Origin of the sequence: Streptomyces sp. NPDC093149, from assembly GCF_044754145.1 — a bacterium.
In the GTDB taxonomy this organism is placed as follows: Bacteria; Actinomycetota; Actinomycetes; order Streptomycetales; family Streptomycetaceae; genus Streptomyces.
In genome coordinates this window covers 335,067-359,972 of record NZ_JBIVON010000006.1, presented here as the reverse complement: position 1 = coordinate 359,972, position 24,906 = coordinate 335,067, and the positions used below count along the sequence as shown (strand labels likewise).

The window sequence follows — 24,906 nt, the reverse complement described above, 5'->3', positions numbered from 1 at the left end:
GGCGTTTCGCGGAGTAGCCGGTTCGCCCGCCCTGCTCCTTGAGGGGGCGCAGGGTCCCGCCGCACAGAAGCTCGGAACGCTTCACGCGTCGTGATCGCGAGGCCGTCGCGGGGGGAAGCGGGTTTCCGTGGCCCCTGCGTGGCCCCTGCGTGGCCCCCTCGCGCCGATGGCACCGGTCCCCTTGGCGGGGGCCGGTGCCATCGTCCGGGTGGTGCGCTCAGGCACCGTCAGCGCGGGACATGGATTCCGGGCGTCAGCTCCGGCGCGCGTCCGTGACCTTCCCCGTGAGGAGGGGGCCCTCCAGCCACTCGTTCTCCTTGAGGATGTACACCTGCATCCGCAGGGACTCCTCCGGCTCGGTCAGCGCGTCGGTGACCGTGGGCACGGACACTTCGGTGCTGGTCCGGCCCTTGGGGACGGACACCCAGAGGGAGGGACTGTCCGCGGACAGGGGCCGCTCCGGGTCGGCGGACACGCCGAGAAGGGAGAGCCACTCCTCGTCGACGTCCTTCGTGGACAGCTCCGTGCCCTCGTGCACCGGCAGGAGGTCGAACCGCGTCTCGATGTTGACGTCGGCGGGCTCGGAGAGCTCCACCTTCCAGGTGAGCTTCTGGCCCTCGGTGACCGAGTCGGCGACCGGGCTCACGCTGACCGTGGGCATGGGGTCGTCGTTCTCGACGAGCACGCCCCCGAAGGCGCCGCCGACCGCCGTGCCGCGCACGGCCTTGGCCGCGACCTCGTGGTTGAGGTCGTAGTTGAAGCGGGAGTTGCCCTTGACCGTGATCGGCACGTCCACGGAGCCACCGGCCTTCACCGTCACGGTGCGGACGGTGGACTCGTGGGTCTCCGGGTCGCGGACGGCGAGCTTGATCACGCCGGTGCCCTTGCCGGTGACGTGGACGGGCACGCGGTAGGTGCGGGTGCCGGAATCGCCCTCCTTGACCGTCAGCCTGCCGATGTCGACACGTGAGAGCTCGACGGGGCGTACCGCCGGAGTGCCGGGGCGCCAGCCCCAGGCGTCCATCAGCCAGAGCTCGCCGGAGCTGCTGCGCGGGGTGAGCTCCAGCGACTGCGCCCGCTTCAGGTCGACACCGGCGCCGGCGGCGGCCTTCAGCGGGACGCGGACCTCACGCGCCCAGTACGCGGCCGTCGAGTCGGAGCCGGGAAGGCCGTCGACGGTGACCTGACCGAGCCTCACCCGCTTGCCGGAGGTGTCGGTGAGGGCGACGTCGAGCCGGGTGCCCCGGGTGTTCGGCGGCACCATCACCCGCAGGGTGAGCGCGTCGGAGCCCGCCAGCGAGAAGGCGCGCTTCGGCGTCAGCCGGACCGGGGTGCCCGGCTCGGTCCAGCGCGCCGTGACCGCGTTGCGGCCCGGCTCACTGGTGGTTTCCGCCCAGGACGCGAAGTGCGGCGACCTACCGGGTTCGGAATCCGGCCTGCAGGCCCGGCCGGCGCTCGTCGTGATCTGCCGGCACACGCGCCCGTTCGTCACCGAGAGCGGGTCGTCGGGCCGGATCGCCGGGGTGCGGTTGCCGCCGACGGCGTGGGTCAGCACCCGGGCGGGGCCGGCCGAGGGCGCGCGCCGGTCGGAGCCGTCGAGCAGCGGGCGGACCCGGTCGTCACCCGCGAGGAAGAGCCGCGCGGCGGCGGCGATGTAGGTGGCGCCCGCCGTCTGCTGCTGCTTGGCGGTCAGCCGGGTCTCGGCCTGTGCCGAGCAGACCGGGTCCGGATTGTTCTCGTCGTCCCAGAAGTCGTCGAAGGCCGGAGCCTCGGCCTGGCCGGGCGTCCACTCCGTGTTGAAGAAGTTGTGGTTGGCGCCGACCATGTACACCGCGCTGTGCAGCGCCGTGCCCCGGCCGATGCCCCGGGTGCCGTCGACGTAGATCTGGCCCTGGAGGTCGCTCACATCGCCGTCACAGCCCGGCAGGAGGGCCATGGACGGCACATCGGGTGTGGGGTTCTGGCCGAAGAGGGTGGAGCCGATCAGGACGGTGCCGCGGATCCGCCAGCCCACCGGCCCCCGGTAGCCGTCCTCGGCGGGCGGCGGCGGGGAGACGCTGTCGAGGGCCGCCCGGTTGACGCCCTCGCCGCCCCGGGAGTGGCCGACCAGGAGCACCTTGGAGAGGTCCACGGGCTCCGTCGCGCGCACGGCCTTGGGGGCCTTCGCGGGGTTCGCGCCCCACTCCGCCCAGCGGGCGAGGTGCCGGCGCACCAGGGACGAACGGGCCTGCGCCCCGAAGTCGGCCGCGCGGCCGTCCTGCGCGTTGACACCGTTCGCGGAGATGGAGACCGTCACATAGCCCTGGGATGCCAGGAGCTTCTGGTCGTGCAGAAAGCCGCGGTAGCTCGGGATCTCCTTGTTGCCCGGCTTGCACGGCCACTCCATGCCCGCGCTGTTCTCGCCGGGCTCGTAGCAGGTGGCGCTGCGGCCGTGGAGGAAGAGCGCCAGAGGTCGCTTCCCCGGCGCGTCCGTCGGGCCGACGACCGTGGCGCGCATCTCCACGGGCTCGGCGTAGCCCGGCAGCCTCACCGACTTCAGGACGTACTCACCGCTGGTGGTGCGGTACTTACCGGCGACACCGGGGTCGACCGGGTTGGCGGGGAACGGGTCCTGGGGCGCCGCCGCGGCCGACGAGCGTCGCTTACCGGGCGCCCGGTCGGCCCCCGCGGCATCCAGCCGCCGCGAACCGGCGACCACCTGGAGTTCGCTCACCGGTCCGACCCTCGCCCCGCCGAGGCGGAGCCGGAAGGTGCGTTGGTCGGGGGAGGGCTTCGGGACGCCGAGGGTCCGCTCCCCCGAGCGGAACTCGACCAGGGCGCCGCCCATGCCCACGGGCTCGGGCGAACTCCAGATCAGCTCCCCGCCCTCGACGCGCCACCCCTCCGGCAGCCGCTCCCCGGAGGCACCCGGTGGCGCGCCGGGTATGGAATCGGCGGCCGGCTGCGCGTGCGCCGGCCCTGGCGCAGCCGCCGCCAGGGCCACGGCCGCCAAGGCAGCCGTCAGCGCGCGTGAGACCTGTCTCACGATGGTGTCTCCTCGTCATTGCTCGTGCTTCAGCGCCCCAGGAATCCCAGGAGCACCCCTCGCACCAGGGAGAGGATGACGAGCCGTCACCGGTTGTCGGCATGGGGAAATCTGACAGGAATCTGACAGGCGCCAAACAGGAGGAGAACAAGAGCCGGACGGGAGTCATGGGGCCGGTCCGCTGATCGAGGGATCCTGGCCCGGAGCGGCGGTCCGACGTCCGTGCGGGGAACCGTGACCTCCCCGCTCCGACGCGAATCCCCCAGCTCTTGGGAGCTGCACCGGCTTCCGTAGTCGTCGCCCTGCCGTCCTTCGTGCCGAACGGTCGCGGCCGGCAAGAACATCGGACTCATTCGCCTGGAACCCGAGGTGGGGCGCCCGGCCCTCTCACGTGCCGCCGCAGGTCAGAGCGAGGGGCAGAGTCCGGACAGCAGCGCCGGCAGCTTGCGCATGTCGTCGAAGACCACGGTGTCCGGGCCCTCCAGCCAGTGCGCCGGGGTCAGCCCGCCCGCGAAGCCGAACGCTCGCATACCGGCTGAACGGGCGGCCTGGACGCCGTACTTGCTGTCTTCGACGACCACACAGGCGGCGGGGTCGACACCCATCCGCCGGGCCGCGTGGAGAAAGAGATCGGGGGCGGGCTTCCCGCGGGCGACCTCGGTGGCGCTGAAGATGCGTCCCTCGAAGTGCGCGTGGAGACCGGTGTGGCCCAGGGTGTGTCGCATCTTCTCGTGGCTGCCGCTGGACGCCACGCAAGTGGGGAGCGTGAGAGCGGCCAGCGCCTCGTGGATGCCGTCGACCGCGACGAGTTCGGTCTCCACGGCATCGCGGTGGAGTTGCTCGAAGCGCTGCTGCCAGGCCGTGGACCGGCCCGGCAGGCGGGCGTCGACCAGCTCACCGATGGATACGTTCGACCGGCCCACGAACTTCTCGACGACCTCGTCCGCCGTCAGCGCCCACCCCAGCTCGGCGCCCACTTGGACCTGGACGCGCACGGCGATCTTCTCGCTGTCGACGAGCACACCGTCGCAGTCGAATATGACGAGTTCAAGGGGAGGCCCAGCCATCGTGGTCATCCGGACAGGATAGGGACGCCGACGGCCGGGCGAGGGCGCGAGGAGGACGGGGCGAGCAGGGCGGGGCGGGGAGGTGCGGTCCGTCGGTCGTGCGGCATCCGGGGGTTCCTGCTGGCATTTCGGGCCACCGCTGGTCAGCATGGACCCATGCCACTCGATCAAGGAGGACCCATGCCCATCGCGGTACTCGGAGCGACCGGAGGCCAGGGCGGCGCGGTGGCCCGCGCCCTGCTGGAGGCCGGGCGCGGGGTGCGCGCCGTGGTGCGCGATCCCGGCAGCGGACGGGCCAAGGCGCTGGCGGTGGCCGGAGCGGAGGTGGTCCCCGGGGACCTGTTCGACGCGGCCTCGCTCGCCGAGGCGTTCCGGGGCACGACGGCCGCGTTCGCCGTCACCACCCCGTTCCAGGACGGTCTGGACGCGGAGGTGGCCCAGGGCGCGGCGATCGTCCGGGCAGCTGCGGACGCCGCACTGCCGCATCTGGTGCTGGCCTCCGTCGCCAGTGCGGACCGGGACACCGGGGTCCCGCACTTCGAGACCAAGGCCAGGACCGAGGAACTGCTCGCCGACTCCGGGCTCCCGGCGACGGTGGTGGCACCGACCTACTTCTACGACAACGCGCTGGGAGCCATGGACGAGGTCGCCGCCGGCCTCCTCACCATGCCGCTCCCCGGCGACACCCCGCTCCAGCAGGTGGCTCGGCAGGACCTGGGCTGTGTGGTGGCCGCGGTCGTCGCCGATCCGGACCGCTGGACCGGGCAGCGGATCGAGGTGGCGGGCGACGATCCCACACCGGTCCGGATGGCCGAGGAGATCGGCCGGGCCGCCGGGGGCACGGTCGCGTTCCGGCGGACGCCGCTGGAGGACCTGCGCACCATCAACCCCGACATGTTCGCCATGTACAGATTCCTGACGGACACCGGCTACCAGGTGGACCTGGAGGCGTTGCGGGCACAGTTCCCCGACGTCCCCTGGACTTCGTACGGGGCGTGGGCGGACGCCCAGAACTGGCCGACACCCCGCCCGTGACCCGCAGGTGCTCACGCAGAGCACCTCAGCCCCCTCGGTGCGCGTCGCCCCAGCAGCCGCGACAGGGAGGCCGGGGCCGGGGGAGCGGAAGGCGAGTCGCGGTCGGCCGTGTCGTACTGCACCGAGTCGGGGGTGCCCTGATCCGGTGCAGTGCCGGTGGGGGCTCGGCCCTGCTGCGCGTACGCCGGCCACGAAGGGGGGCCGGGTGATGTCATCACGCGGACTACCCCAGCTGCGCGTACGCGACGAACGCCGACCAGGTGGCGGGGGCGACGTCGAGGTGGGGGCCCTGGGTGACCTTGGAGTCGCGGATGTGGACGGTGGTGGGGCAGGTCGCGACCTCGACGCAGTTGCCGCCTTCGCCGTCGCTGTAACTGGACTTGCACCAGTCGTAGGCGACCTCGATGCACTCGCCGCCCTCGCCGCTGCTGTAGCTGCTCTTGAACCAGTGGAGTTGCCCGGTGTTCATCGCTCTCCCAGCATCTTCTCGATCAGCGTCAGGGACTCCGTGGGGGTGAGAGCCCGCGAGCGGATGATCCCATAACGCTCGCTGAACACCCGGACTTCCTCTGGGGCAGTGATCAGCCGCGCATGACCGTACGTCTCCGTGTACGCCGCTTCCTGGCGGCCCTTGGGAGTGAGAAGCGTGAACGAGGCATCCAGGCTGGGGTGTTCCTCCCGGTCGGTTGTCATGACCTGAAGTTCCACAGTTCGCATGCGGCCGGCACTCAAGAGCCTCTGCAACTGCTGTCTGTGAACGAGTTGTCCGCCGATCGGACGTTCCAGGACGGCTTCCTCCAGCACAAAGCTGAATGTTGGCGCGGGCCAGCGGTCGAAGATCCGTTGGCGGTCCATTCGGTCAGCCACCCGCTTCTCGATCGTCTGCTCGTCCAGTAGTGGTCGTCGCTGCGTAAAGACTGCACGTGCGTAGTCCTCTGTTTGGAGAAGGCCTGGCACGGCCTGCGTGCTGTAGATGTGCAGCGCGACCGCATCCGCCTCCACCCGCGCATAGTCCCGGAACCAGTCCGGGTGCCGTGTCCGTGTCCGTGACAACGCCTCCCGTACCTCGTCGACCGCCGCTCGCAGCACGCCGCCCGCGTCCAGCACCTGGTCCGCGCGGCCCAGGAAGTCCGGCTGGGGTGTCCGTACGCCCCGCTCCATCGCGGAGATCAGGTCTTCGCCGCAGTGGGTCGCCGTTCCCAGATCCCTCTGGCTGAGGCCGGCGCGTTCGCGCAACACCTTGATCTGTTTGCCCAGCGCCCTGAAGAGGTGCGCCGTGCCGTCCGATTCGGTCGGCCGTTCCGGCCTTTCCTCGCGTTCCGCGTTCGCCATCTGCCCCGCACCGCTCTCTGTCCGCCCGGTCACGGCCGACGCCCCGTACAGCCGACCAGGCGTGCCCGTACAGCTACTCGGCGTCGAGGTGTCATTCCTGGTCAGCGTACGAGGAACCGGACACGCTGAGTCACATGAACGCCGAAATCACCCTTGTGGGCGCCGAGTTCGTCCAACGCTTCAGCGCCACTCGTCGCGGCGCGCGGCTCGCCCGTCGGCTCGCTGTGCATCAACTCGACGAGTGGGGTGTGCCGTACGGCAGCGAGCTCTCGGACGATGCCGCCGTGATCGTGTCCGAGCTGGCGGCCAACGCGGTGCTGCACGGGCTTGTGGCGGGGCGGGACTTCGAACTGAGGCTCGTCGTCCTCGCGGGCACGCTCCGTGTCGAGGTGTCGGACGCGCGGGGCGAGCGGGAGCCGGAGCCGCAACCGCCCCGGCCCGGTGCGGAATCGGGGTACGGATTGCATCTGGTCGGGGCGCTGGCGATGTCGTGGGGCGTGAAGGACCGGGGCGTGGGCAAGACGGTCTGGGCCGAGTTGGCCACGACCTCGTGACGGTCAGCCGATGCGGCCGAGGCGAATCACGATGATGGTGACCTGGGCTTCTACGATCTCGGCAGTCGGGTGTCGGCGGCTGTCCGGTCGGATCCGAAGGTCTCCGTCCCTCGCGAGGCGGAGTCGAGTTGGTCCTTGCGCATGATTTGGCGGGGTGGGTCGCGAGACAGCATGGAGCCGTGGTCACGTTTGGGATACCTGCAGCCGCTGCCGTCTCCGAGAGTCGGCCCCCTGCCCGATGGGTGGTCCGAGTCGCGCACATTGCGGCACTCACTGCCGTGCCGTCCGGGATCTGGCGGATCGCGATGGGGGTCGGCGTACCGGTGGGATTCGACACCACGGGACTGGACATCCCCGGCTGGTTCAGCGCCATGTGCATCGCGATGAGCTTGGGTACCGAAGGGCTTACGTTGCTCACACTCGGGCTGGTCAAGCCCTGGGGCGAGGTGGTGCCGGGCTGGATCCCGCTGATCGGAGGGAAGCGTGTCGCGCCGCTGGCGGCGGTGATTCCGGCGTTGCTCGGCGCGGCCGTTGTGATGCTGCTGACGATCCCCCGGGCGGGCGGCTTCGGAGGAGCGCAGGGAGCCCCGACCGGGCCGGCGCTCGTCGTGATGGACGCCTGTTACGCACCACTGCTGCTGTGGGGGCCACTGCTCATGGTCGTCACGATCTCCTACTACCGGCGGCGCCTGAACTGAGCAGGGACGGTCGACCTTGTTGCGGCCCTCCCGGGTTCCTTGGACTCATCCATCCAGTCAGGCACCACCCTGTCCGCACAACGTGACACCACCCCCTCCACATGTCACGTTCGTTCTCGACCACACCCGCGCCGCGCGGCTTCGACGCCGGGCCGGCGGGATGCCGCAGCCCGTACCGCCGCGACGCATGCAGGCCTGAGCACTTCCTCGCCTTCGTCGGGCGACCGGCCGCCCTCGTCCGTCACCACCGCCTCGCCACAGCCTGATCGGCGACGGCACCGGTAGCCTCGGCCGCGTGATCGACGAAGCGACCCGGCGGCGTCGGTTTGCTGCGATGCTGGCACCCGGTCGCCGTCGTCATCACGGCGGTGACCGGGCGCCCCCTTGTCAGAGTGCGAGCAACGCTCTTACGGGGACGGCGGTGTCCGACAGCGGGCGCACCGCCATCCGCATCAGGGCGAGGGCGTTGTCGTCCCCCGCGATGCGGTTGGCGCTCAGCTCACCGCAGGTCAGCATCCAGTCGCCGGTGCGGAGCACCGCGATCGAGATCGGGGTCATGCGTGCCCCGCAGTCGGACGGACCGCCCTCCACGTGGTCGAGGCAGTGCTGCGAGTGCAGGCAGCTGGGGCAGTGGTTGCGGCGGCTGCCGTCGGGCGCGAGCGTGGCGACGGTCAGCCCGCACCACAGACAGGTGAAGGTGTCGGTCCTCAGACAGGCGCTGGCGCCGTTGGCGGAGGACTTGGTCGGACGGTTGTGCCGGCGAGCGAGCGGCTGAACCTGTCGCTCAGCGAGGACCGGCCGTAAGGGCTGTCCCGTACGGCTGCGCGCCCCGGCCGGGCCGGGACGTTCCGCTCGGCGGAGTCCCTGGTCCGGGGCGTACGCCCCGCTCGTATGCTCGCTCCATGACCGATCCTCAGCACGGACGTCCGACCACCAACTCCATGCGGCGGGCCCTCAAGCGGGCCCGCGACGGTGTCGCTCTCGATGTGACCGAGGCCGCCGTGCTGCTCCAGGCGCGAGGTGACGACCTGACGGATCTCGCGGCCTCGGCCGCCCGGGTGCGCGACGCCGGTCTCGAAGCCGCGGGCCGGCCGGGCGTCATCACGTACTCCCGCAAGGTCTTCATCCCGCTGACCCGGCTCTGCCGCGACAAGTGCCACTACTGCACCTTCGTCACCGTCCCCGGCAAGCTCCGCCGCGAGGGCCACGGCATGTTCCTCTCGCCCGACGAGGTGCTCGACATCGCCCGCCGGGGTGCGGCCCTGGGCTGCAAGGAAGCCCTGTTCACGCTCGGCGACCGGCCCGAGGACCGCTGGCCCGAGGCGCGGGAGTGGCTGGAGGCCGAGGGGTACGACGACACCCTCGCGTACGTACGCGCCATGGCGATCCGGGTCCTGGAGGAGACCGGTCTCCTTCCGCACCTCAACCCGGGCGTGCTGACCTGGACCGACCTCCAGCGCCTCAAGCCCGTCGCCCCGTCCATGGGCATGATGCTGGAGACCACCGCCACCCGCCTGTGGTCGGAACCGGGCGGCCCGCACCACGGCTCCCCGGACAAGGAACCCGCCGTACGTCTGCGCGTGCTGGAGGACGCGGGCCGCTCCAACGTCCCGTTCACGACCGGCATCCTGATCGGGATCGGCGAGTCCTACGAGGAACGCGCCGACTCCCTCTTCGAGCTCCGCAGGACCGCCCGCGCCTACCACGGCATCCAGGAAGTCATCGTCCAGAACTTCCGCGCCAAGCCGGACACGGCGATGCGCGGCATGCCGGACGCCGAACTGGAGGAGCTCGCCGCGGCCATCGCCGTCGCCCGGCACGTCCTCGGCCCGTCCGCCCGCATCCAGGCCCCGCCGAACCTCGTCGACGCCGAGTACGCGCTGCTCATCGGCGCGGGCATCGACGACTGGGGCGGCATCTCCCCGCTCACCCCCGACCACGTCAACCCCGAACGGCCCTGGCCGCACATCGACGAACTCGCCGCGAAGACCGCCGAGTCGGGCTTCACGCTCCGTGAACGCCTCACCATCTACCCGGAGTTCGTCCGGCGCGGCGAGCCCTGGCTCGATCCCCGCCTGCTCCCGCACGTCCGCGCCCTCGCAGACCCGGAGACGGGCCTCGCGAAGGAGGGGGCGATCCCCGCCGGCCTGCCCTGGCAGGAGCCCGACGAGGAATTCGGCGCCGTCGGCCGCACCGATCTGCACCGCACGATCGACACCCAGGGCCGTACCGGCGACCGCCGCGAGGACTTCGACGAGGTGTACGGGGACTGGGAGGCGCTGCGCGAGGCCGCCGCCCCCGGCATGGTCCCCTCCCGCATCGACGCCGATGTGCGCCAGGCGCTGAGCCGGGCCGCCGACGACCCGACGAGACTCACCGACGACCAGGCGCTCGCCCTGCTCCACGCGGACGGACCGGCGCTCGACGAGCTGTGCCGGATCGCGGACGCCCTGCGCCGCGACGTGGTCGGTGACGACGTCACCTACATCGTCACCAGGAACATCAACTTCACCAACGTCTGCTACACCGGCTGCCGCTTCTGCGCCTTCGCCCAGCGGCGCACCGACGCCGACGCGTACACCCTCTCCCTGGACCAGGTCGCCGACCGCGCCGCCCAGGCGTGGGACGTCGGCGCGGTCGAGGTCTGCATGCAGGGCGGCATCCACCCGGACCTGCCCGGCACCGCGTACTTCGACATCGCGCGGGCGGTGAAGGAACGCGTCCCCGGCATCCACGTGCACGCCTTCTCACCCATGGAGGTCGTCAACGGGGCGACCCGCACCGGGATGTCCGTCCGCGACTGGCTGATCGCCGCGAAGGAGGCCGGGCTCGGCTCGATCCCCGGCACGGCGGCCGAGATCCTGGACGACGAGGTCCGCTGGGTCCTCACCAAGGGCAAGCTGCCGACGGCGACCTGGCTGGAGGTCATCCGCACCGCCCACGAGGTGGGCCTGCGCTCCTCGTCGACGATGATGTACGGCCATGTCGACCAGCCCCGCCACTGGCTCGGCCACCTGCGGACGCTGGCGGACCTCCAGCAGGAGACGGGCGGCTTCACGGAGTTCGTCACCCTCCCGTTCATCCACACCAACGCCCCGGTCTATCTGGCCGGCATCGCCCGACCCGGCCCGACCGACCGCGACAACCGGGCCGTCACCGCCATGGCCCGGCTGCTGCTCCACCCGCACATCACCAACATCCAGACCAGCTGGGTGAAGCTCGGCACGGAGGGCGCGGCCGAGATGCTGCGCTCGGGCGCCAACGACCTGGGCGGCACGCTGATGGAGGAGACCATCTCCCGTATGGCGGGCTCCGGTTACGGCTCGTACCGCTCCGTCCAGGACCTGATCGCCATCGCCGAACTCGCGGGCCGCCCGGCGAAGCCGCGTACGACGCTGTACGGGGAGGTCCCCGAGGAGCGCGTCGCGGCAGCCGCCGCGTCCGACGGGCACCTGCCGGAGCTGCTGCCGGTGCTGCCCGACTGACCGTGTGCCGTCGCCGCGGGCCCTGCCGTCCCCGCGGCGACGGGTGCGGCGGCAGCCGGGGCGGAGAGCAGGCCCGGTGTCCTCGGCCGGGCCCGGTGTCCTCAGGCGGGTTCGGTGACTCCGGCGAGGAAGCCGCGCATCAGGTCGGCCACGGTGTGCAGCCGGCTCTCCAGCAGGAAGTGGCCGCCGGACAGGAGATGCACCCGGGCCGCCGGCAGGTCGCGGCGGAACGCCTCCGCGCCGGCCGGGCCGAAGATCTCGTCGTTGCGCCCCCAGACGGCGAGCAGGGGCACCTGGCTGGTGCGGAAGTACTCCTGCACCGCTGGATACTGACGTGCGTTGGAGGGGTAGTCGGCGTAGAGCCTGAGCTGGATCTCGGGGTTGCCCGGACGGTTCACCATCGCGTGGTCGTGGTGCCAGGTGTCGGGGCTGACCGTCTCGGGGTCCGCCACCCCGTGGAGGTACTGCCAGCGGATCATGTCGAGGTCCAGGCTGCGGCGCAGCGGCTCGGCCAGCGACTCGTCGTCCGGGTTACGAGCGTACGTCCACAGCGGATCCCAGAAGGAAGGGACGAAGCCCTCCTCGTAGGCGTTTCCGTTCTGGCTGACGATCGCGGTGATCCGGTCGGGGTCGCGCAGGGCGAGCCGCCAGCCCATGGGGGCGCCGTAGTCCTGGACGTACAGGGAGAACGTCCCGATGCCCAGCTCGTCGAGGAGCCGGTGCTCCGTCTCGGCCAGGGAGTCGAAGGTGTAGTCGAAGGCGTCGGGAGCCGGTGTCGACGAGAACCCGAAGCCGATCATGTCGGGAGCCACGACGTGATAGCGGTCCGACAGGAGCGGGATCAGGTTGCGGAACATGAAGGAGCTGGTGGGCATGCCATGGAGCAGGACGACGGTCGGTGCCGCCGGGTCGCCCGCCTCCCGGTAGAAGACGTCGAGTCCGTCGATCCGTACCGTGCGATGGTGGACGGTGGCCGGAGCACAGGAATTCACGGGGTCTCCAAGGCTGAGGAGGCGTTCTGCCGACGCGGCGCGGTGGGGCGGGGCGGGCGGGGGCGGGGCGGCGCTGTGGCGCGAAGGGACATCCGACCGCCCGGCGACCGGGCGGGCCCTTTCTGGTCACCGTAGGTGCGGGACCCCGGGCCCGCACCTCGGCGTCCGCGCCGGGGCGACCGGCCTCCCCCGCGAGGGACGAGGGCATGGGCCCGCCGGGGCCGCGAGGCGTACCGGCCCGCCAGCGTGGGCCGGGCCGGTGGGCGGCGCCTTCCGCCTCGTCAGCGGCCGGCCCCGTCCGCCCCCGTGTCACGGCCCTCCGCCGTGGCGATCACGTCGTCCAGTACGTCCCGGGAGCGCAGCAGCTCGCTGATTTTCCGGTCGATGCGGTCGCGCTCCACGGTGAGGTCGCCGACCAGACGCGGAGTGGCGATGGCCGACGGGCCGCCGTCCGAATCCCGCACGCACGGCAGCAACTCGGCGATCTTCGAGCTGCACAGCCCGGCCGCGTAGAACTCCTGGATGCGGATCACCCGGTCGACCGCCCAGTCCGGGTAGTCGCGGTGGCCGCCCGGTGTACGGTCGGCGGTCAGCAGTCCCTGGGTCTCGTAGTAGCGCAGGGAGCGCTCGCTCACGCCCGTGCGCCGGGCCAGCTCGCCGATCCGCATGGGATTCCTCGCCTCCGGGCTTGAACCTGACACCAATGTCAATTCTTACCGTTCCGGCATGACGAACACAGCGGTTTCCCGCAGCCTCTTCGAATCCGTCGGACTCGGCCCCCTCACCCTTCCCCACCGTCTCGTGATGGCACCGCTGACCCGCAATCGTGCTACCGCCGACGGAGTGCCGACCCCGCTCATGGCCACGTACTACGCCGAGCGCGCCTCGGCGGCGCTGATCATCGCCGAGGCGTCCACGCCGAACGCCGAGGGGCAGACGTACCCGAACATCACGGCGATCCACGGCGCCGCCCATGTCGAGGGGTGGCGCCGGGTCACCGAGGCGGTCCGGGCGGAGGGCGGCCGGATGTTCCTCCAGCTTCAGCACGGCGGGCGCGTCGGCCACCCGGACACCAGCGGTCTGCTGCCCGTCGCCCCCTCGGCGATCGCGCTGCCCGAGACGATCCACACCCCGGACGGGCGCCGCCCCGCGGTCGTCCCCCGGGAGATGACCGCCGAGGACATCCGGTCGACGGCGGCGGACTTCGCCGCGGCCGCCCGCAACGCGATCGAGGCGGGCTTCGAAGGGGTCGAGGTGCACGGCGCCAACGGGCACCTGCTCCACCAGTTCCTGGCCCGCGGGACCAACCGGCGCACCGACGGCTACGGAGGCTCCGTGACCAACCGCATCCGCTTCGTCGTCGAGGTGGCCGAGGCCGTCGCGGAGGCGATCGGCCCCGAGCGAGTGGGGCTGCGCGTCTCGCCGGGGAACACGGTCAACGGCATCGACGAGGGCGACACCGCGGAGATCTACCCCGCGCTCGTCACGGCCTTGGCCGACAGCGGTCTCGCCTATCTGCACATCGTGCACGCCGATCCGGAGAACCCCGTCCACCAGCGGATCCGGAAGGACTGGCCGGGCACACTGATCGCCAACCCGGTGCTGCCCCAGGACCGCATCCCCGACGACGGAGGCCTCGCCCAGGGCGAGCGGCTGCTGGCCGCCGGGGCCGACCTGATCGCCCTGGGCCGCCCCTTCCTCGCCAACCCCGACCTGATCCGCCGCATGCGCACCGGCGCCCCGATGAACCAGGTCAGGGACGCGTACCTGATGTACGTGGGCGGGCCGACGGGCTACACGGACTACCCGTCCCTGCCCGCCGACGCGTGAGGGCATGCGGGCGGGCGGGGTGAGACGGGCCGGGGCTGATCGGGGGACGGCCGACAGCGGGGTCAGGCCGACCGTCGAAGGCGTTCGCCTTCCTTGCCGTGCCGGTGGTTGTTGCCCTGCGCTCTCCTGAACCCGGAGAGGCATTGCTGCGGTTGCAGGCCGGAAAAGTTCCTGCCCGATGGGATGCGGATCCGGGTAATCTTGCTCGACGTCGTACTGCGAAAGCTGAAGACGGGGGTGTCGGTGCGCGAACACCGGGGGCACGGTACGTGCGGGGACCGCCCTACTGGGGCGGGGCGTGCATGACCACCGAAATCGGTTCCGCAATCGGTGTACGGCAGTCGATCAGCCTCATCGTTCCGATCCGCCTTCCCGCCGATCCGGGGTCGTGGACCGAAGGCCCCCTCCCCTTCGAAGTCGGCGGGCACCGTACGGACGTGGCCACACGGCAGACATACTTCGCGCATGCCGCCGGACGTGCCTTGTACGGAACGCCCGAACGGCCGCGCCGCTGGCACCGGTTCGTCGATGTCACTCACGAATCCCTGCACCTCCACGGCATGGAGATCCTGCACACGCCGACCGCCGTACACCCCCGGCATGCCCTGGCCGTCCTGCACTTCACCGTGCGCTCAGCAGCGCTGCTGGATGTACTGAGGGCGCTCGGGCACCGAGCCGGAGCAGGATCCGATCCGCTCACCGGGCCTCTTGCTCCCGACACCCTGCTCTCCGGTATCGCCTCACCAGTCACGGCGGACTCACCCTTTGCCACGGCGCACCCCTATACCGTTGCGTTCCTGACCCCGGGGAGCACCGAAACGCCGGCACTGCGCTCTGGCGGAGTCCTGCCGTCCGCAGCGGACCGTTGGCTCTGGGCCCTCGCGTCCCGGTCCAACGAGGCGGACTTCCCCACGGCCCCGGAGCAGTTGCCGACCCAGACCGAGCACGCGGTCCGGATCTCAGCGGACTGGAGTGCCCTCGTCCTGCGGCACGGGGCCGCCTTCCTCGGCCACCGACCGGATCGAGGCGACGGCGATTTCTATGACTTCGCAGCTCTTCACGTGCGCTCCGTCTATCTGGACGCTCTGCTCCTGGGCATCGTTCAACGGGACCACATCGACGAACTGACCGACGAACTCTCAGGAGTCTTCGACGGTCCCGGGCTCGCACGCCGGGTCACCGCTCTGGAGCGGAACATCGCAGGCTTCCGCAGCACCTACTGGCGTCAGCACCTCACGGCGCACGGCCCGGCCAATGAGCTGCTCCTCGCCTACCACGCTCAGTACCGACTGCCCACCAGGTTCGAGGAGATCCTTGCGGAAGCCGCCGACTACTCCCGGCTCGTGCAGACTCAGGACGGGCAGCAGATCGCCGGAGCTCTTGGCGTGCTCGCCATTCTCGGTCTGCCGCTCGGTACCGCATTGAGCATTCTCCAGGTGCTCGGTGACGATGATCCCGGCCATCTCCTGGTCGCCCTGGGCGTCGCTCTCGTCGCGACGGCGGCTGCCTTCGCCACTCGGTACGGGCGTCTGGTGCTCGCCTCACTGCGCGGCGGTCCGACGCCTGGAGAATGACGGACAACTGAGCTGTAGAGAAGCCGGATTGTTAGCATCAGTACGAGCTGCCGAACAGGACACGGTCGACGTGACGGTCAACGAGGGCGAGTCGCTCCGACTTTACAAAAAGGCGCTGAGATACGCCGAATCAGATCCAGAGGTGTTTCTCAGCACGGCACGACGAGCGGCGGAGTCGATTCTTTTGGACATTGCCATGCAGGAGGCAGTCGGTTCCAAGCCGACGCTCGAATCCCTGCTCACGGTGCTCACCACCAAGGGGCTCCTGCCGCAGAAAATGGTTCTGGCCATCCGCACCATTCAGAACTACGGCAACTACGGCAGCCACGCCCATGACACGTCGGGTGAGGAGATCTCCGCGGAGGACGTGCAGCCTTGCCTCAACGCCCTGACACAGCTGGCTGTTTGGTACGGACGCACCGTTTCGTCGTTCGCGGAGAACGAAGGGCGTGAGGCACTGGCCGCCGTGCAGCCCTCCGCAGGGACGACGCGCCTGGCCGATTCGACCCTGATCGTCGTGAAGGCCCTGCTGCTGGGCTGTGGCTTCGAAGAAGTGATGGCAAGGCGCAACCACCGGGTCGTGCCCATACAGCTGCCCTGGTCGGACCAACTAGTCCGCGATGTGGCGCAGGGGCGGCTGGACCTCGCCATCTACAACGAACAGCGGCTGCGCAGAATGATGGAGGACGAGGAGGACCTGAAGGCCCGAGTGGTTCCCATCGGCCGTGTCGGTCACTCGATGGGCGGCCGGAACTTTTATCTCCTCGCCGCACGGGGCGGCCGCTGGGGTGGGGCGACGGCCGAGGAATTCCTGGCAGATCCGGCCGGCGCGGAAATCGCCGTACCGAAGCACAGCGACATGTTCGCGAACGTCCTCACAGCCTTTTCCACCGACGAGGCCGGCCTCCGCGAGATGGGTGTTCGGATTCTCGACGTGCCGCACCATCTGGGTCTTGAACTCTTCCATCTGAACCGGGATGTACTGGCTGTCGGCGGACAGAATCTTCGCATGCACGCCCGAGACGAGGACGATTATTTCGAACTGCTCAACTCCGAGGTGCTGCCGTCCACGACGCAGGCACGTTTACGTTCCGCCGCGGCCAATGTCCTCATCGCCGGCCGGGCCTGGCTCTCCGCGATTGGTATGCGACCGAACGACCTGTACCGAGAGCTGATGCGCCGGTTCCATGACATGGGTGCCGACCAGGGCCGCTTCGAGACCGTCGTGGACGATTTGGTCGCCCATGCCTCGTTCCCTCTCCAGAGCAGCCCGGCCAGCCGTGAACGGCTGGTACGCCATGTCCTGTTCGAGAGCTATCGCTTGGGGGATCCGTGACCGCCGCCAAGCGCGTTCTCGTCCTGGGGGGAATCAACTTCGACATCATCGTCCAAGCGGAGAAGTTTCCCGAAGAGCATGAGAAGGTCCGAGGCAACGAGTGCGCGGCGCTACCCGGAGGGTCCGCGGCCAATACCGCTCTGGGGCTCGCACGGCAGGGCTGTGAGGTCCGGCTCGTCTCGGCAGTGGGAGACGACGCTCTCGGCAGGTTGTGTCTGGACGATCTCCGAGCCGGGGGTGTGGACACAGGGTCGATACGTGTGGACACAGCCACGAGGACCAGCATGGCGATCGTGATCTCGTCCGGCGCAGGTAAACGGATGATGACCTTCCCGGGGGCGGACCGTGAGCTGGCGTACAGGGCGGTCACTGAGGCCGACGTGCGAAACGTGGACCATGTGCATGTCGTCGGGGAACCCACGTCGGCGTTGGGCAGTGTCGTGGGCCTGGCGCGCCGAGTCGGCCGTTCCGTCTCGGTCGAGTGGAACGGCCGGGACATGAGCACGCTCGCGCAAGGTCCCGGGCTGAATCTGATGAATGCCGACGAGGCGGGTCGTCTGCCTGATGCCCGCTCGGGCGACGCCGCCGCCACTGCGCGGTGGTACGCGCAACAGCTGGCGGGAGATGTGATTCTGACACTCGGAGCCGGCGGCGCGCTGTGGGCCGGCCCATCCGGCGCAGTGGTCCACGAGCCGACCACGGCTGTGGAGCCGGTGGACCGGACCGGAGGCGGTGACGCCTTCAACGCGGGAGTCATCGCAGGACGGCTGCTTGGTGAGCCGCCGTCGGCATGCCTGCGCAGAGGGCTCGACGCGGCGTTGCATGTGATCACGAAGATAGGAGCTCATCCATGACCAGGTGGCTTGGTGTCGCGCTGCTTCCGCGTGCGGACCACACACGCTCGGCGATCCAGCTGCAGAAGAGCCTGGGAGGCGAAAGTCCCCTGCGGCCTCCACTGAGCGAGGTGGGCAATCTTCCTCATCTGACGGTATTCCAGGGGCCTTTCGTCGATGTCCTCGAACCGGAGAGGGAGCTGGCGAGGATCAGCGAGTCGGTGAGCCTGCCCAACGAACTCTCCCTTGCGTCCGTCGGCATCGTTCACCAGCCGATCGGCTGGCTGTTCATGTCCGTCGAACGGCCGGTGCTTCTGCAGAAGCTGCAGGAAACGGTGGTGGACCGTCTGGCACCCCACCTCGACCGTGATGCTTTCGACACTTCGAAGGACACGTCGAGGTTCACGGAGGCCGAGCGTGCGAGCTTCGCACAGTACGGGTACCGCTATACCGGTGACGCCTACGCACCCCACATCACGTTGGGCCGGACAGAAGAGGACACAGCTCTGGAACTGGTTCGGACGGCACCCGAGCGCATTCACGTCCCCGAGGAGTGGACCTTCGACCGGCTCAGCTTCTATGTAATGGGTGAACACGGCGCCCATGCGGAGAAGGTCGCCGAGTTGCCGCTGGCCTCCGAGTGAACCAGCGGCACGTCCTGCACCGTGCCGCTGAGGCGGCTGTGGATGTGGGGGTGGGGTGGCTGGCCGGAGAAGGGGCGGGAGACCAATGGACGCACGTGCGGTTCAAACCATCCGGCGAGGAGGTCACAGCTGCCGACGTTGAGGTCGAGCGCCGGGTCACGGAGGTTTTGGAGGATCGTACGCCCGGCATTCCGGTCATTGGAGAGGAGTCGGCCGCTGAGGGGCCACTGCCGGTCCGATGCTGGCTGCTGGATCCCATCGACGGCACGATGAACTTCACCCGCGGGTCACCGGGATACGCCCTTTCGCTCGCCTACATGGAGGAGGGCTCGCCACTGCTGGGCGTAGTCCATGCGCCGGCCCTCCGGCGGCGTTGGAGCACTGGGGCGGCGGCTGCAAGGACAACGCACCTGCCGACCCGCGCCGAGGCCCTCTCCCAGGCAGTCGTCGGGCTGACGGGGACGGGCCACGGGATTCCAGAGATCGCACGGCTCATCGGCCGCCTGTACGACGAGGCGTACCGCATCAGGGTGCAGGGCGCGATGAGTCTCGATCTGGTCGGAGTGACCGAGGGATGGCTGGACGCCTGTGTATGCCTGCGTCCCAAGCCATGGGATGTGGCGGCCGGCACTGCCCTGGTTCGGGAGCGTGGCGGAGCGGTGCTGGGAGCGGCAGGGCGGGAGTTCACCCCGGATTCACCGGTTCTGGTTGCGGGTGCTCCACCACTCGCCCACGACCTGATCGCCGTCTGGGAGTCCGGCGTGGTCTGAAAAGTTCCGCAGCGGTCATCCTGCCGGTCACGACAGGCGGTGACGTCCGAACCGCGCAGGCGTGGGACGTCGGCGCGGTGGAGGTCCGCATGCAAGGCGGCAGCCGACCCGGACGAGCGCGCCCGGGTGGGGGTACCCCCACCCGGAAATGGGCGGGTAGCGGGATCACTTCGGGCGGTCGCATCCGGAGATGCTGGGCCGTGCACACAGCCGGTTCCCCTCGATTCCGCAGGAGTTGTTTCGTGCACGAGCAGACATGGCAGAAGTTACGTTCCCGCGCCGGGAAGCAGAGGGTTCGGCGCAGGGCCGTGTCGGTCGCGGTTGCGGTGACCGCCGGCGTCATGACAGTGGGTGCGCTGGTGCCGCCGGCATCCGCAGCGACAGCGACCAGGCCGGACACCGTCCAGCAGAGCCTGAGCGCGCTGGTGCGCAGCGACGGCCTGCCCGCCGCGCTGGCGAGCGTCAAGGACCGCGACGGCCGTGACGGCCGTGAGGGCCGCACCCGTTCCTACACCGCAGGGGTCGGCGATCTGGCCACCGGCTCGAAGGTGCCCAGGGACGGGCAGGTACGGATCGGCAGCAACACCAAGATGTTCACTGCCGTGGTCATGCTGCAGCTGGTCGGCGAGGGGAAGGTCGGCCTCGACACCGCGATCGACACCTATCTGCCGGGTCTCGTACGCGGGGACGGGACAGACGGACGCCGCATCACCGTCCGTCAACTGCTCCAGCACACCAGCGGACTTCCCGAGTACACCGACGAGCTGGACATCACCGCCCTTCAGCACCGCTACTCCGAACCCCGCGAGCTTCTCGACATCGCCCTCAAACAGAAGGCCGACTTCTCCCCGGGCGCGAAATGGGAGTACAGCAACACGAACTACGTGGTGGCCGGCCTGATCGTCCAGAAGGTCACGGGCCGTCCCGTGGGCGAGGAGATCACCCGGCGCGTCATCGACCGCGCCGGACTGCGTCACACGTACTTCCCCGCCCCCGGCGACATGACCGTCCACGAGCCCCACCCCAAGGGCTACCTCAGGGATTCGGCGGACGGGCCGCTGCGCGACTACACGGAAATGGACCCCTCCTGGGGCTGGGCGGCAGGCGCCATGGTCTCCACCAACACCGACCTCAACCGGTTCCACACCGCGCTCCTCGGGGGCCGCCTCCTCCCGGCGGCCCAGCTCGCCGAGATACGCACCACCGTCCCCGCCGACGACCTCGGCGAAGGCGTCCGCTACGGGTTGGGTCTGGCGAGCAGGCCGCTGTCGTGCGGCGGTGTGTACTGGGGCCATGGCGGCGACATTCCTGGATACGAGACCCGGGGAGGTGCCACCGACGACGGACGCGCCGCCAGTGTCGCGGTGACCGCCGTGCCGACCGACGAGGCAGCCGCGCGGCGGGTGGAGAAGACAGTGGACACCGCTCTGTGCCGCTGAACCGCGGGACGGGCCGGTCCGCGCGCCGGAAGTCGCCGGTGCGCCGGCCCGGCCGGGAAGCCGCCTAAGGACTGTCGATCCTTCCGGGCGGGCTCCCCGGTACTCGTCCGGCTCGCTCGACTCGTGCGGCTCGCCCGGCTCGTTCGTGCGGCTCGCCCGGCTTGTTCAGGTCGCCCCGCTCGTCGGGCGGGAAGAAGTCCGTGATGTGTGGCGTGCCGCTCAGCGCGGCTTCGACCCGGCCCCGGATGTAGTCGCCGGTCATCGGGCAGGCCAGAGCGTCGTCGGTGCGGCAGCCGAGCATGTGGTTCAGGACCGCCACGGCACGGTCGAGCTTCTCGATGCGCCGACGCATCGCGTCCCGCTGCGCGGCGATGAGCCCGAGGCGGTCCTCGACCTTCTCGCTGTCGACGATCGCGCTCGTCTCCGCGAGGGTCAGCATGCCGTCGTCGTGCCAGAGCTGCGCGTAGGCGAGCCGGGCGAGATCCTCGCGGGTGTAGTAGCGGACGCGCCCCCGGCGCACGCTGTGCCGGACGAGCCCGCGCTCCTCGTAGAACCGGAGCGCCGGGACCGTGAGCCCGAACGCGTCGGCGACCTCGCTGATCGAGTACAGGTCCTTCATGGGCACCTCCGCCGGGTTCCCCGGTCTGCTGCGGCCCCCGCACGCTTGCGCTCAAGTTTACTTGAGCGTGAAAGCTGGCGGGGCAGCCGACCACAGGAAGGTTCCCGTGTCCGTTCCCGCGCCCAGCCGCACCGCCCGGTCCTCTTCGCCCGCCCAGGGTCCGCCGTCCGGGGGGACGTCCTCGGCCGTGGTCCTGGTGACCGGCTTCGTCCTCCTCAGCCTGAACACCCGCGTGGCGTTCGGGCAGCTCGGCCCGCTCGCGCCCGTGGCAGGCTTCGGGACCGGGGCCGTCACGCTGCTCGGTCTGCTGCCGCCGCTCTGCATGGGCGCGTTCGCGCCGCTCGCCTCCCTGGTCCGGCGCCGGTTCGGGGAGGAACGCGGCCTGTTCGCGGCCAGTGCCGTGCTGCTCGCCGGGGCGGTCGTCCGCATGCTGGGACTGCCCGGCCTGTTCGTCGGCACGGTGATCGTCAGCATGGCCACGGCGGTCGTGAACGTGCTGATACCGGTGTTCGTCCGCAGCCGCTTCGCCCACCGGCGGGTCGGCGTCATGATGGGCGTCTACGCCCTGTCCATGGGCGCCGGGTCGGCGTTGATCGCGGCGCTGATGGTGCCGGTGTGGCAGGCGAGCGGACATTCGTGGGAGACCGCGATGGGCCTCGCGGTGATCCCGGCGGCGCTCGCGGCGATCGGCGTCGCACCGCAACTGCGGGGATCCGCCGGTCCGGCACAAAAGACACAGCAGCCGACGGAGGCCAGGAGGGCCGAGGCAGGGGAACGGGGACGGGCCGGCGGCGTCCTGCGCACGCCGCTGGCCTGGAGCCTGGTCGCCTTCTTCGGCTTCCAGACGCTGCTCTTCTACACCACGCTCGCCTGGCTGCCCGCGATCCTCGTCGACGCGGGTGTCTCCGGGGCGACGGCCGGCAGCATGCAGTCGCTGTTCATCGTCGGAGTCGCCGTCGGCGGCTTCACGGTCCCGGTGCTGGCGGCCGCGCGCGGTGATCAGCGTCCGCACATCGTGGCGGTCATCCTGATCTGCGCGGCGGGTTACACGGGCCTGCTGACCGCACCCGCGTCCGCCCCCGCCGTCTGGGCGCTGGTGCTCGGGGCCGGTCTCGGCGGCGGCCAGGCGCTGGCCGGGGTGCTCTACGTCAAGCGAGGCAAGGACCACGACCATGTGGCGGCCCTGTCCGCGGTCGCGCAGACCGGCGGCTACCTCCTCGCCGCCACGGGCCCGGCGACCGCGTCGCTGCTCCACACGGTGACGGGGGCGTGGACCGTACCCCTCGTCACCGCCGTCGCCGTACTCGCACTGAGCCTCCTGGCAAGCCTGCACGCCGGTCACGACAGGCAGACCGCGACGAGGTGAGACGCCCGGCGTCCGGGCTCGGCGTTCGACCTCCGCCCGTGGACGGCCCGTTGACCACGGGCTTCACCGTTCTTCGGACAGTGGGGCGGGCCTTTGCGTGATCACGTCGTCTCGCTGAAGTCGACACCGGTCACAACGTGCACCAGGCCGTCAGGCCGACCGGCAAACGGGGGGCGGCGTCGCCCGGAAGAGGTCCGCCCCCGTACCGGCCCCCTGTGGGACCCATGCGGCGCGTCACGTCGCAGCAGGGCAATCGTTGCCTGACGCGGCGCTGCGAGTGGGCAGCTTTCGGATCCCCGCCACCGGGGAGCACAGGATCCACACCACGCTCAGCACCGCGCCGGCCGTGCCCACCCACAGCGCGGTCCGCAGCCCGGCCATCTCCCCCAGCGCTCCGCCCGCCAGGGCTCCGAGGGGCCGGAAGCCATGGTTCAGAGTCCGGTAGGCGCCCGTCACGCGAGAGCGCAGCGCGTCGGGTATGAGCGCCATCTGGAGCGAACCGGCCGCGATGTCGACGAGCATCACGCCGACGCAGGAGACGAACTCGGCGACGAAGAGCGTCCCGAGCACCACCGGCGTTGCCCCGCCCGCGAGCGGCACCAGCATCAGCGGCACGGTGAAGAGGGCGAACCCCGCGACGATGGACGGCCCGACGCCGACCCTCCGGACGACCGCCCCGCTGACCGCGGCCCCGATCAGCCCACCCACCGCAGCGACACTGAGCACGGCTCCGAACATGCCCGCGCTGAGGCCCAGTTGACGTGTCGCGTAAAGGACGAAGAGGGTGTGGAAGATGTAGTTGAAGAACTGCACGTTGCCCGACGCCATGAACATCGCGCGCATCGAGGGCTCCCGGAACACCCAGCGCATCCCCGCCGTGAAGTGTCCCTTGGCCCGTTCGACGGGCGGCGGCTGCACGGGCCGGATGCGCGCGAGCTGCCCGGCCGAGACGACGTACGTGAGTGCGTCCGCGAGCAGGGCCACGGGCGCGGTCAGGATCTGCACGAGCACGCCGCCCGCACCGGGACCCGCGAGCCAGGCCATCGAGCGGCTGCCGTTGACCAGGGAGTTGCCCTCCACGAACCGCTCGGTCGGCACCAGCGCCACGAACAGTGTCGCGTTGCAGACCTCGAACAGCACCGTCAGCGCACCGATCCCGAAGGCCACGCCGTACAGCTGCCAGAGCGTGAGGGCGTCCAGCGCGTACGCCACCGGGAGCGAGACCAGCAGCACGGCTCGTGCCAGATCGGTGGCGATCATGACGTCCCTGCGCCGCCCGCACCGGTCGGCCCAGGCCCCCGCCGGAAGGTTGAACAGCAGTGCGGGCAGCAGCTCGACGGCCTTCAGCCAGCCCATCTCCGCCGCGTCCGCCCCCAGGACGAGCACGGCGGCGAGCGGGATGGCGATCAGCGATATCTGGTCCCCCGCGAGTGAAACCGCCTGCCCCGTCCAGTACCGCCTGAACGCCCGGTCCCGCAGCAGCGCGGGTATCAGCGCCTGAGGCCCCTTCACGGCGCGTCCTCGGGAGCCACGTGGGCGATCCGCAGGAACTCCACGATGCGCGCGCCCTCGGGCCGCAGCGCCGGATCGTCGTTGCGCCCGTCGTACGCCCTCAACAGTTCTCTGATCCGCTCGCGCAGCTCGACCAGTTCGCCGGCGGTCAGATACAGCTGCTGGTCGCCGAACTCCTCCGCCTCCCGCCACTCGCGCGGCAGCCGATGACGCTGTTCCATGGCGCGCGTCATGCGTTCGAAGTACAGCTCGGCCACCGTCGTGCTCAGCGCCACCGACGCCTCGTCCACGGCCGCATCGTCGGAGTGCGCCGGCCACGACGTGTACGAAGCGACGGCCCGCCACGGCTTCTCCCGGCCCTGCCCGCCGCCGGCCTGCTCGACCAGCCCGTACTTGGCGAGCATGCGCAGGTGGTAGGAGCAGCTGGCCACGGACTCGCCGATCAGCTCGGCGGCCCTGGTGGCCGTGGAGGGCCCCTCCCGGCGCAGCATTCCCACGAGCCGCATCCGCGTGGGGTGCGCATACGCGCGCAATGCGCGGGGGTCGCTGAGCACGGTCTCCCGCACCGGCGTATCCGGCACGCCGGTGCGCTGCTCGTGGGGCTCACGCGCTCCGCGTGCTTCATGTGCCTGATCGGCTTGGTCTCCACTCACCATCTAAAGATATCTTTAGAAAGATTCCTTTGCCAAGGTTTCTTTACCAACGTCCGTGGAAGGCGGTCGCGCGCTGGATCGCGCCGGTGCGCATCACCCTGTCCGGCTTCGGCGGGTGGACGGAGTGATGCGGGCGCCAGAA

At 70.4% G+C, this 24,906-nt stretch carries 22 protein-coding genes; 12 read left to right on the top strand and 10 right to left on the bottom strand.

What is annotated here, in order from left to right:
* Positions 1 to 253: 253 nt before the first annotated feature.
* A complete protein-coding gene (locus ACIQCZ_RS20860; protein WP_402283991.1) occupies positions 254 to 3,025 on the bottom strand; it encodes a hypothetical protein in 2,772 nt (923 codons plus the stop codon).
* Positions 3,026 to 3,429: 404 nt separating this feature from the next.
* Positions 3,430 to 4,092, bottom strand: a complete 663-nt coding sequence (locus ACIQCZ_RS20855; protein WP_402284192.1) for an HAD family hydrolase — start codon at positions 4,090 to 4,092, stop codon at positions 3,430 to 3,432.
* A 180-nt stretch (positions 4,093 to 4,272) separates the two neighbouring features.
* Between ACIQCZ_RS20855 and ACIQCZ_RS20850 the strand changes: the two genes are divergently transcribed.
* A complete protein-coding gene (locus ACIQCZ_RS20850; protein ID WP_402283990.1) occupies positions 4,273 to 5,127 on the top strand; it encodes an NmrA/HSCARG family protein in 855 nt (284 codons plus the stop codon).
* A gap of 223 nt (positions 5,128 to 5,350) precedes the next feature.
* Here the strand turns inward: ACIQCZ_RS20850 and ACIQCZ_RS20845 are convergent, their stop codons facing one another.
* Positions 5,351 to 5,596 (bottom strand): DUF397 domain-containing protein, encoded by a 246-nt coding sequence (locus ACIQCZ_RS20845; RefSeq protein WP_402283988.1) that lies wholly within the window; start codon positions 5,594 to 5,596, stop codon positions 5,351 to 5,353.
* Entirely contained in the window at positions 5,593 to 6,459 is an 867-nt protein-coding gene (locus ACIQCZ_RS20840) for a helix-turn-helix domain-containing protein (RefSeq protein ID WP_402283986.1), read from the bottom strand. The genes ACIQCZ_RS20845 and ACIQCZ_RS20840 overlap by 4 nt, the downstream gene beginning before the upstream one ends.
* 134 nt (positions 6,460 to 6,593) lie before the next feature.
* Here ACIQCZ_RS20840 and ACIQCZ_RS20835 point away from each other — a divergent pair, with 134 nt between their 5' ends.
* Complete coding sequence (locus ACIQCZ_RS20835) at positions 6,594 to 7,013, top strand: ATP-binding protein (protein ID WP_402283984.1); 420 nt, start codon at positions 6,594 to 6,596, stop codon at positions 7,011 to 7,013.
* Between the two features lie 278 nt (positions 7,014 to 7,291).
* Positions 7,292 to 7,711 (top strand): hypothetical protein, encoded by a 420-nt coding sequence (locus tag ACIQCZ_RS20830; RefSeq protein ID WP_402283983.1) that lies wholly within the window; start codon positions 7,292 to 7,294, stop codon positions 7,709 to 7,711.
* A gap of 387 nt (positions 7,712 to 8,098) precedes the next feature.
* On the opposite strand, the gene ACIQCZ_RS20825 is transcribed toward ACIQCZ_RS20830, so the two are convergent.
* Positions 8,099 to 8,422 carry an RNHCP domain-containing protein gene (locus ACIQCZ_RS20825; protein WP_402284191.1) on the bottom strand — a complete coding sequence of 108 codons (324 nt, stop codon included), beginning with the start codon at positions 8,420 to 8,422 and terminating at the stop codon, positions 8,099 to 8,101.
* Positions 8,423 to 8,613: 191 nt separating this feature from the next.
* On the opposite strand from ACIQCZ_RS20825, the gene ACIQCZ_RS20820 reads away from it, so the two are divergent.
* Positions 8,614 to 11,196: a bifunctional FO biosynthesis protein CofGH gene (locus ACIQCZ_RS20820; RefSeq protein ID WP_402283981.1), complete on the top strand. Its 2,583-nt coding sequence runs from the start codon at positions 8,614 to 8,616 to the stop codon at positions 11,194 to 11,196.
* Between the two features lie 101 nt (positions 11,197 to 11,297).
* Here ACIQCZ_RS20820 and ACIQCZ_RS20815 read toward each other — a convergent pair whose 3' ends face one another.
* Positions 11,298 to 12,188 carry an alpha/beta fold hydrolase gene (locus ACIQCZ_RS20815; protein WP_402283979.1) on the bottom strand — a complete coding sequence of 297 codons (891 nt, stop codon included), beginning with the start codon at positions 12,186 to 12,188 and terminating at the stop codon, positions 11,298 to 11,300.
* Between the two features lie 281 nt (positions 12,189 to 12,469).
* Entirely contained in the window at positions 12,470 to 12,856 is a 387-nt protein-coding gene (locus ACIQCZ_RS20810; RefSeq protein WP_402283977.1) for a MerR family transcriptional regulator, read from the bottom strand.
* Between the two features lie 58 nt (positions 12,857 to 12,914).
* On the opposite strand from ACIQCZ_RS20810, the gene ACIQCZ_RS20805 reads away from it, so the two are divergent.
* The 7 genes from ACIQCZ_RS20805 (at position 12,915) to ACIQCZ_RS20775 (ending at position 20,614) form a co-directional block, all read left to right on the top strand.
* Positions 12,915 to 14,018 carry an alkene reductase gene (locus tag ACIQCZ_RS20805; protein ID WP_402283976.1) on the top strand — a complete coding sequence of 368 codons (1,104 nt, stop codon included), beginning with the start codon at positions 12,915 to 12,917 and terminating at the stop codon, positions 14,016 to 14,018.
* A 302-nt stretch (positions 14,019 to 14,320) separates the two neighbouring features.
* Positions 14,321 to 15,592: a hypothetical protein gene (locus tag ACIQCZ_RS20800; RefSeq protein ID WP_402283975.1), complete on the top strand. Its 1,272-nt coding sequence runs from the start codon at positions 14,321 to 14,323 to the stop codon at positions 15,590 to 15,592.
* Between the two features lie 70 nt (positions 15,593 to 15,662).
* On the top strand, positions 15,663 to 16,928 hold the full coding sequence (locus ACIQCZ_RS20795; protein ID WP_402283973.1) for a DUF4145 domain-containing protein: 1,266 nt from the start codon (positions 15,663 to 15,665) through the stop codon (positions 16,926 to 16,928).
* The gene (locus tag ACIQCZ_RS20790) at positions 16,925 to 17,782 is read left to right on the top strand and encodes a carbohydrate kinase family protein (protein ID WP_402283971.1); all 858 of its coding nucleotides are present in this window, start codon (positions 16,925 to 16,927) and stop codon (positions 17,780 to 17,782) included. The genes ACIQCZ_RS20795 and ACIQCZ_RS20790 overlap by 4 nt, the downstream gene beginning before the upstream one ends.
* Complete coding sequence (locus ACIQCZ_RS20785; protein WP_402283970.1) at positions 17,779 to 18,405, top strand: 2'-5' RNA ligase family protein; 627 nt, start codon at positions 17,779 to 17,781, stop codon at positions 18,403 to 18,405. Before ACIQCZ_RS20790 ends, ACIQCZ_RS20785 begins: the two co-directional genes overlap by 4 nt.
* On the top strand, positions 18,402 to 19,175 hold the full coding sequence (locus tag ACIQCZ_RS20780; RefSeq protein ID WP_402283968.1) for an inositol monophosphatase family protein: 774 nt from the start codon (positions 18,402 to 18,404) through the stop codon (positions 19,173 to 19,175). The genes ACIQCZ_RS20785 and ACIQCZ_RS20780 overlap by 4 nt, the downstream gene beginning before the upstream one ends.
* 242 nt (positions 19,176 to 19,417) lie before the next feature.
* Complete coding sequence (locus tag ACIQCZ_RS20775) at positions 19,418 to 20,614, top strand: serine hydrolase domain-containing protein (RefSeq protein WP_402283967.1); 1,197 nt, start codon at positions 19,418 to 19,420, stop codon at positions 20,612 to 20,614.
* 64 nt (positions 20,615 to 20,678) lie between these two features.
* Here the strand turns inward: ACIQCZ_RS20775 and ACIQCZ_RS20770 are convergent, their stop codons facing one another.
* Positions 20,679 to 21,233 (bottom strand): MerR family transcriptional regulator, encoded by a 555-nt coding sequence (locus ACIQCZ_RS20770; protein ID WP_402283965.1) that lies wholly within the window; start codon positions 21,231 to 21,233, stop codon positions 20,679 to 20,681.
* Positions 21,234 to 21,339: 106 nt separating this feature from the next.
* Here ACIQCZ_RS20770 and ACIQCZ_RS20765 point away from each other — a divergent pair, with 106 nt between their 5' ends.
* A complete protein-coding gene (locus tag ACIQCZ_RS20765) occupies positions 21,340 to 22,599 on the top strand; it encodes an MFS transporter (RefSeq protein ID WP_402283963.1) in 1,260 nt (419 codons plus the stop codon).
* 234 nt (positions 22,600 to 22,833) lie between these two features.
* Here ACIQCZ_RS20765 and ACIQCZ_RS20760 read toward each other — a convergent pair whose 3' ends face one another.
* Together ACIQCZ_RS20760 and ACIQCZ_RS20755 are read right to left on the bottom strand one after the other, a co-directional pair.
* Positions 22,834 to 24,111, bottom strand: a complete 1,278-nt coding sequence (locus ACIQCZ_RS20760) for an MFS transporter (RefSeq protein ID WP_402283962.1) — start codon at positions 24,109 to 24,111, stop codon at positions 22,834 to 22,836.
* Positions 24,108 to 24,764, bottom strand: coding sequence for a winged helix-turn-helix domain-containing protein (locus tag ACIQCZ_RS20755; protein WP_402283961.1), 657 nt, complete (start codon positions 24,762 to 24,764; stop codon positions 24,108 to 24,110). Before ACIQCZ_RS20755 ends, ACIQCZ_RS20760 begins: the two co-directional genes overlap by 4 nt.
* Positions 24,765 to 24,906 lie beyond the last annotated feature (142 nt).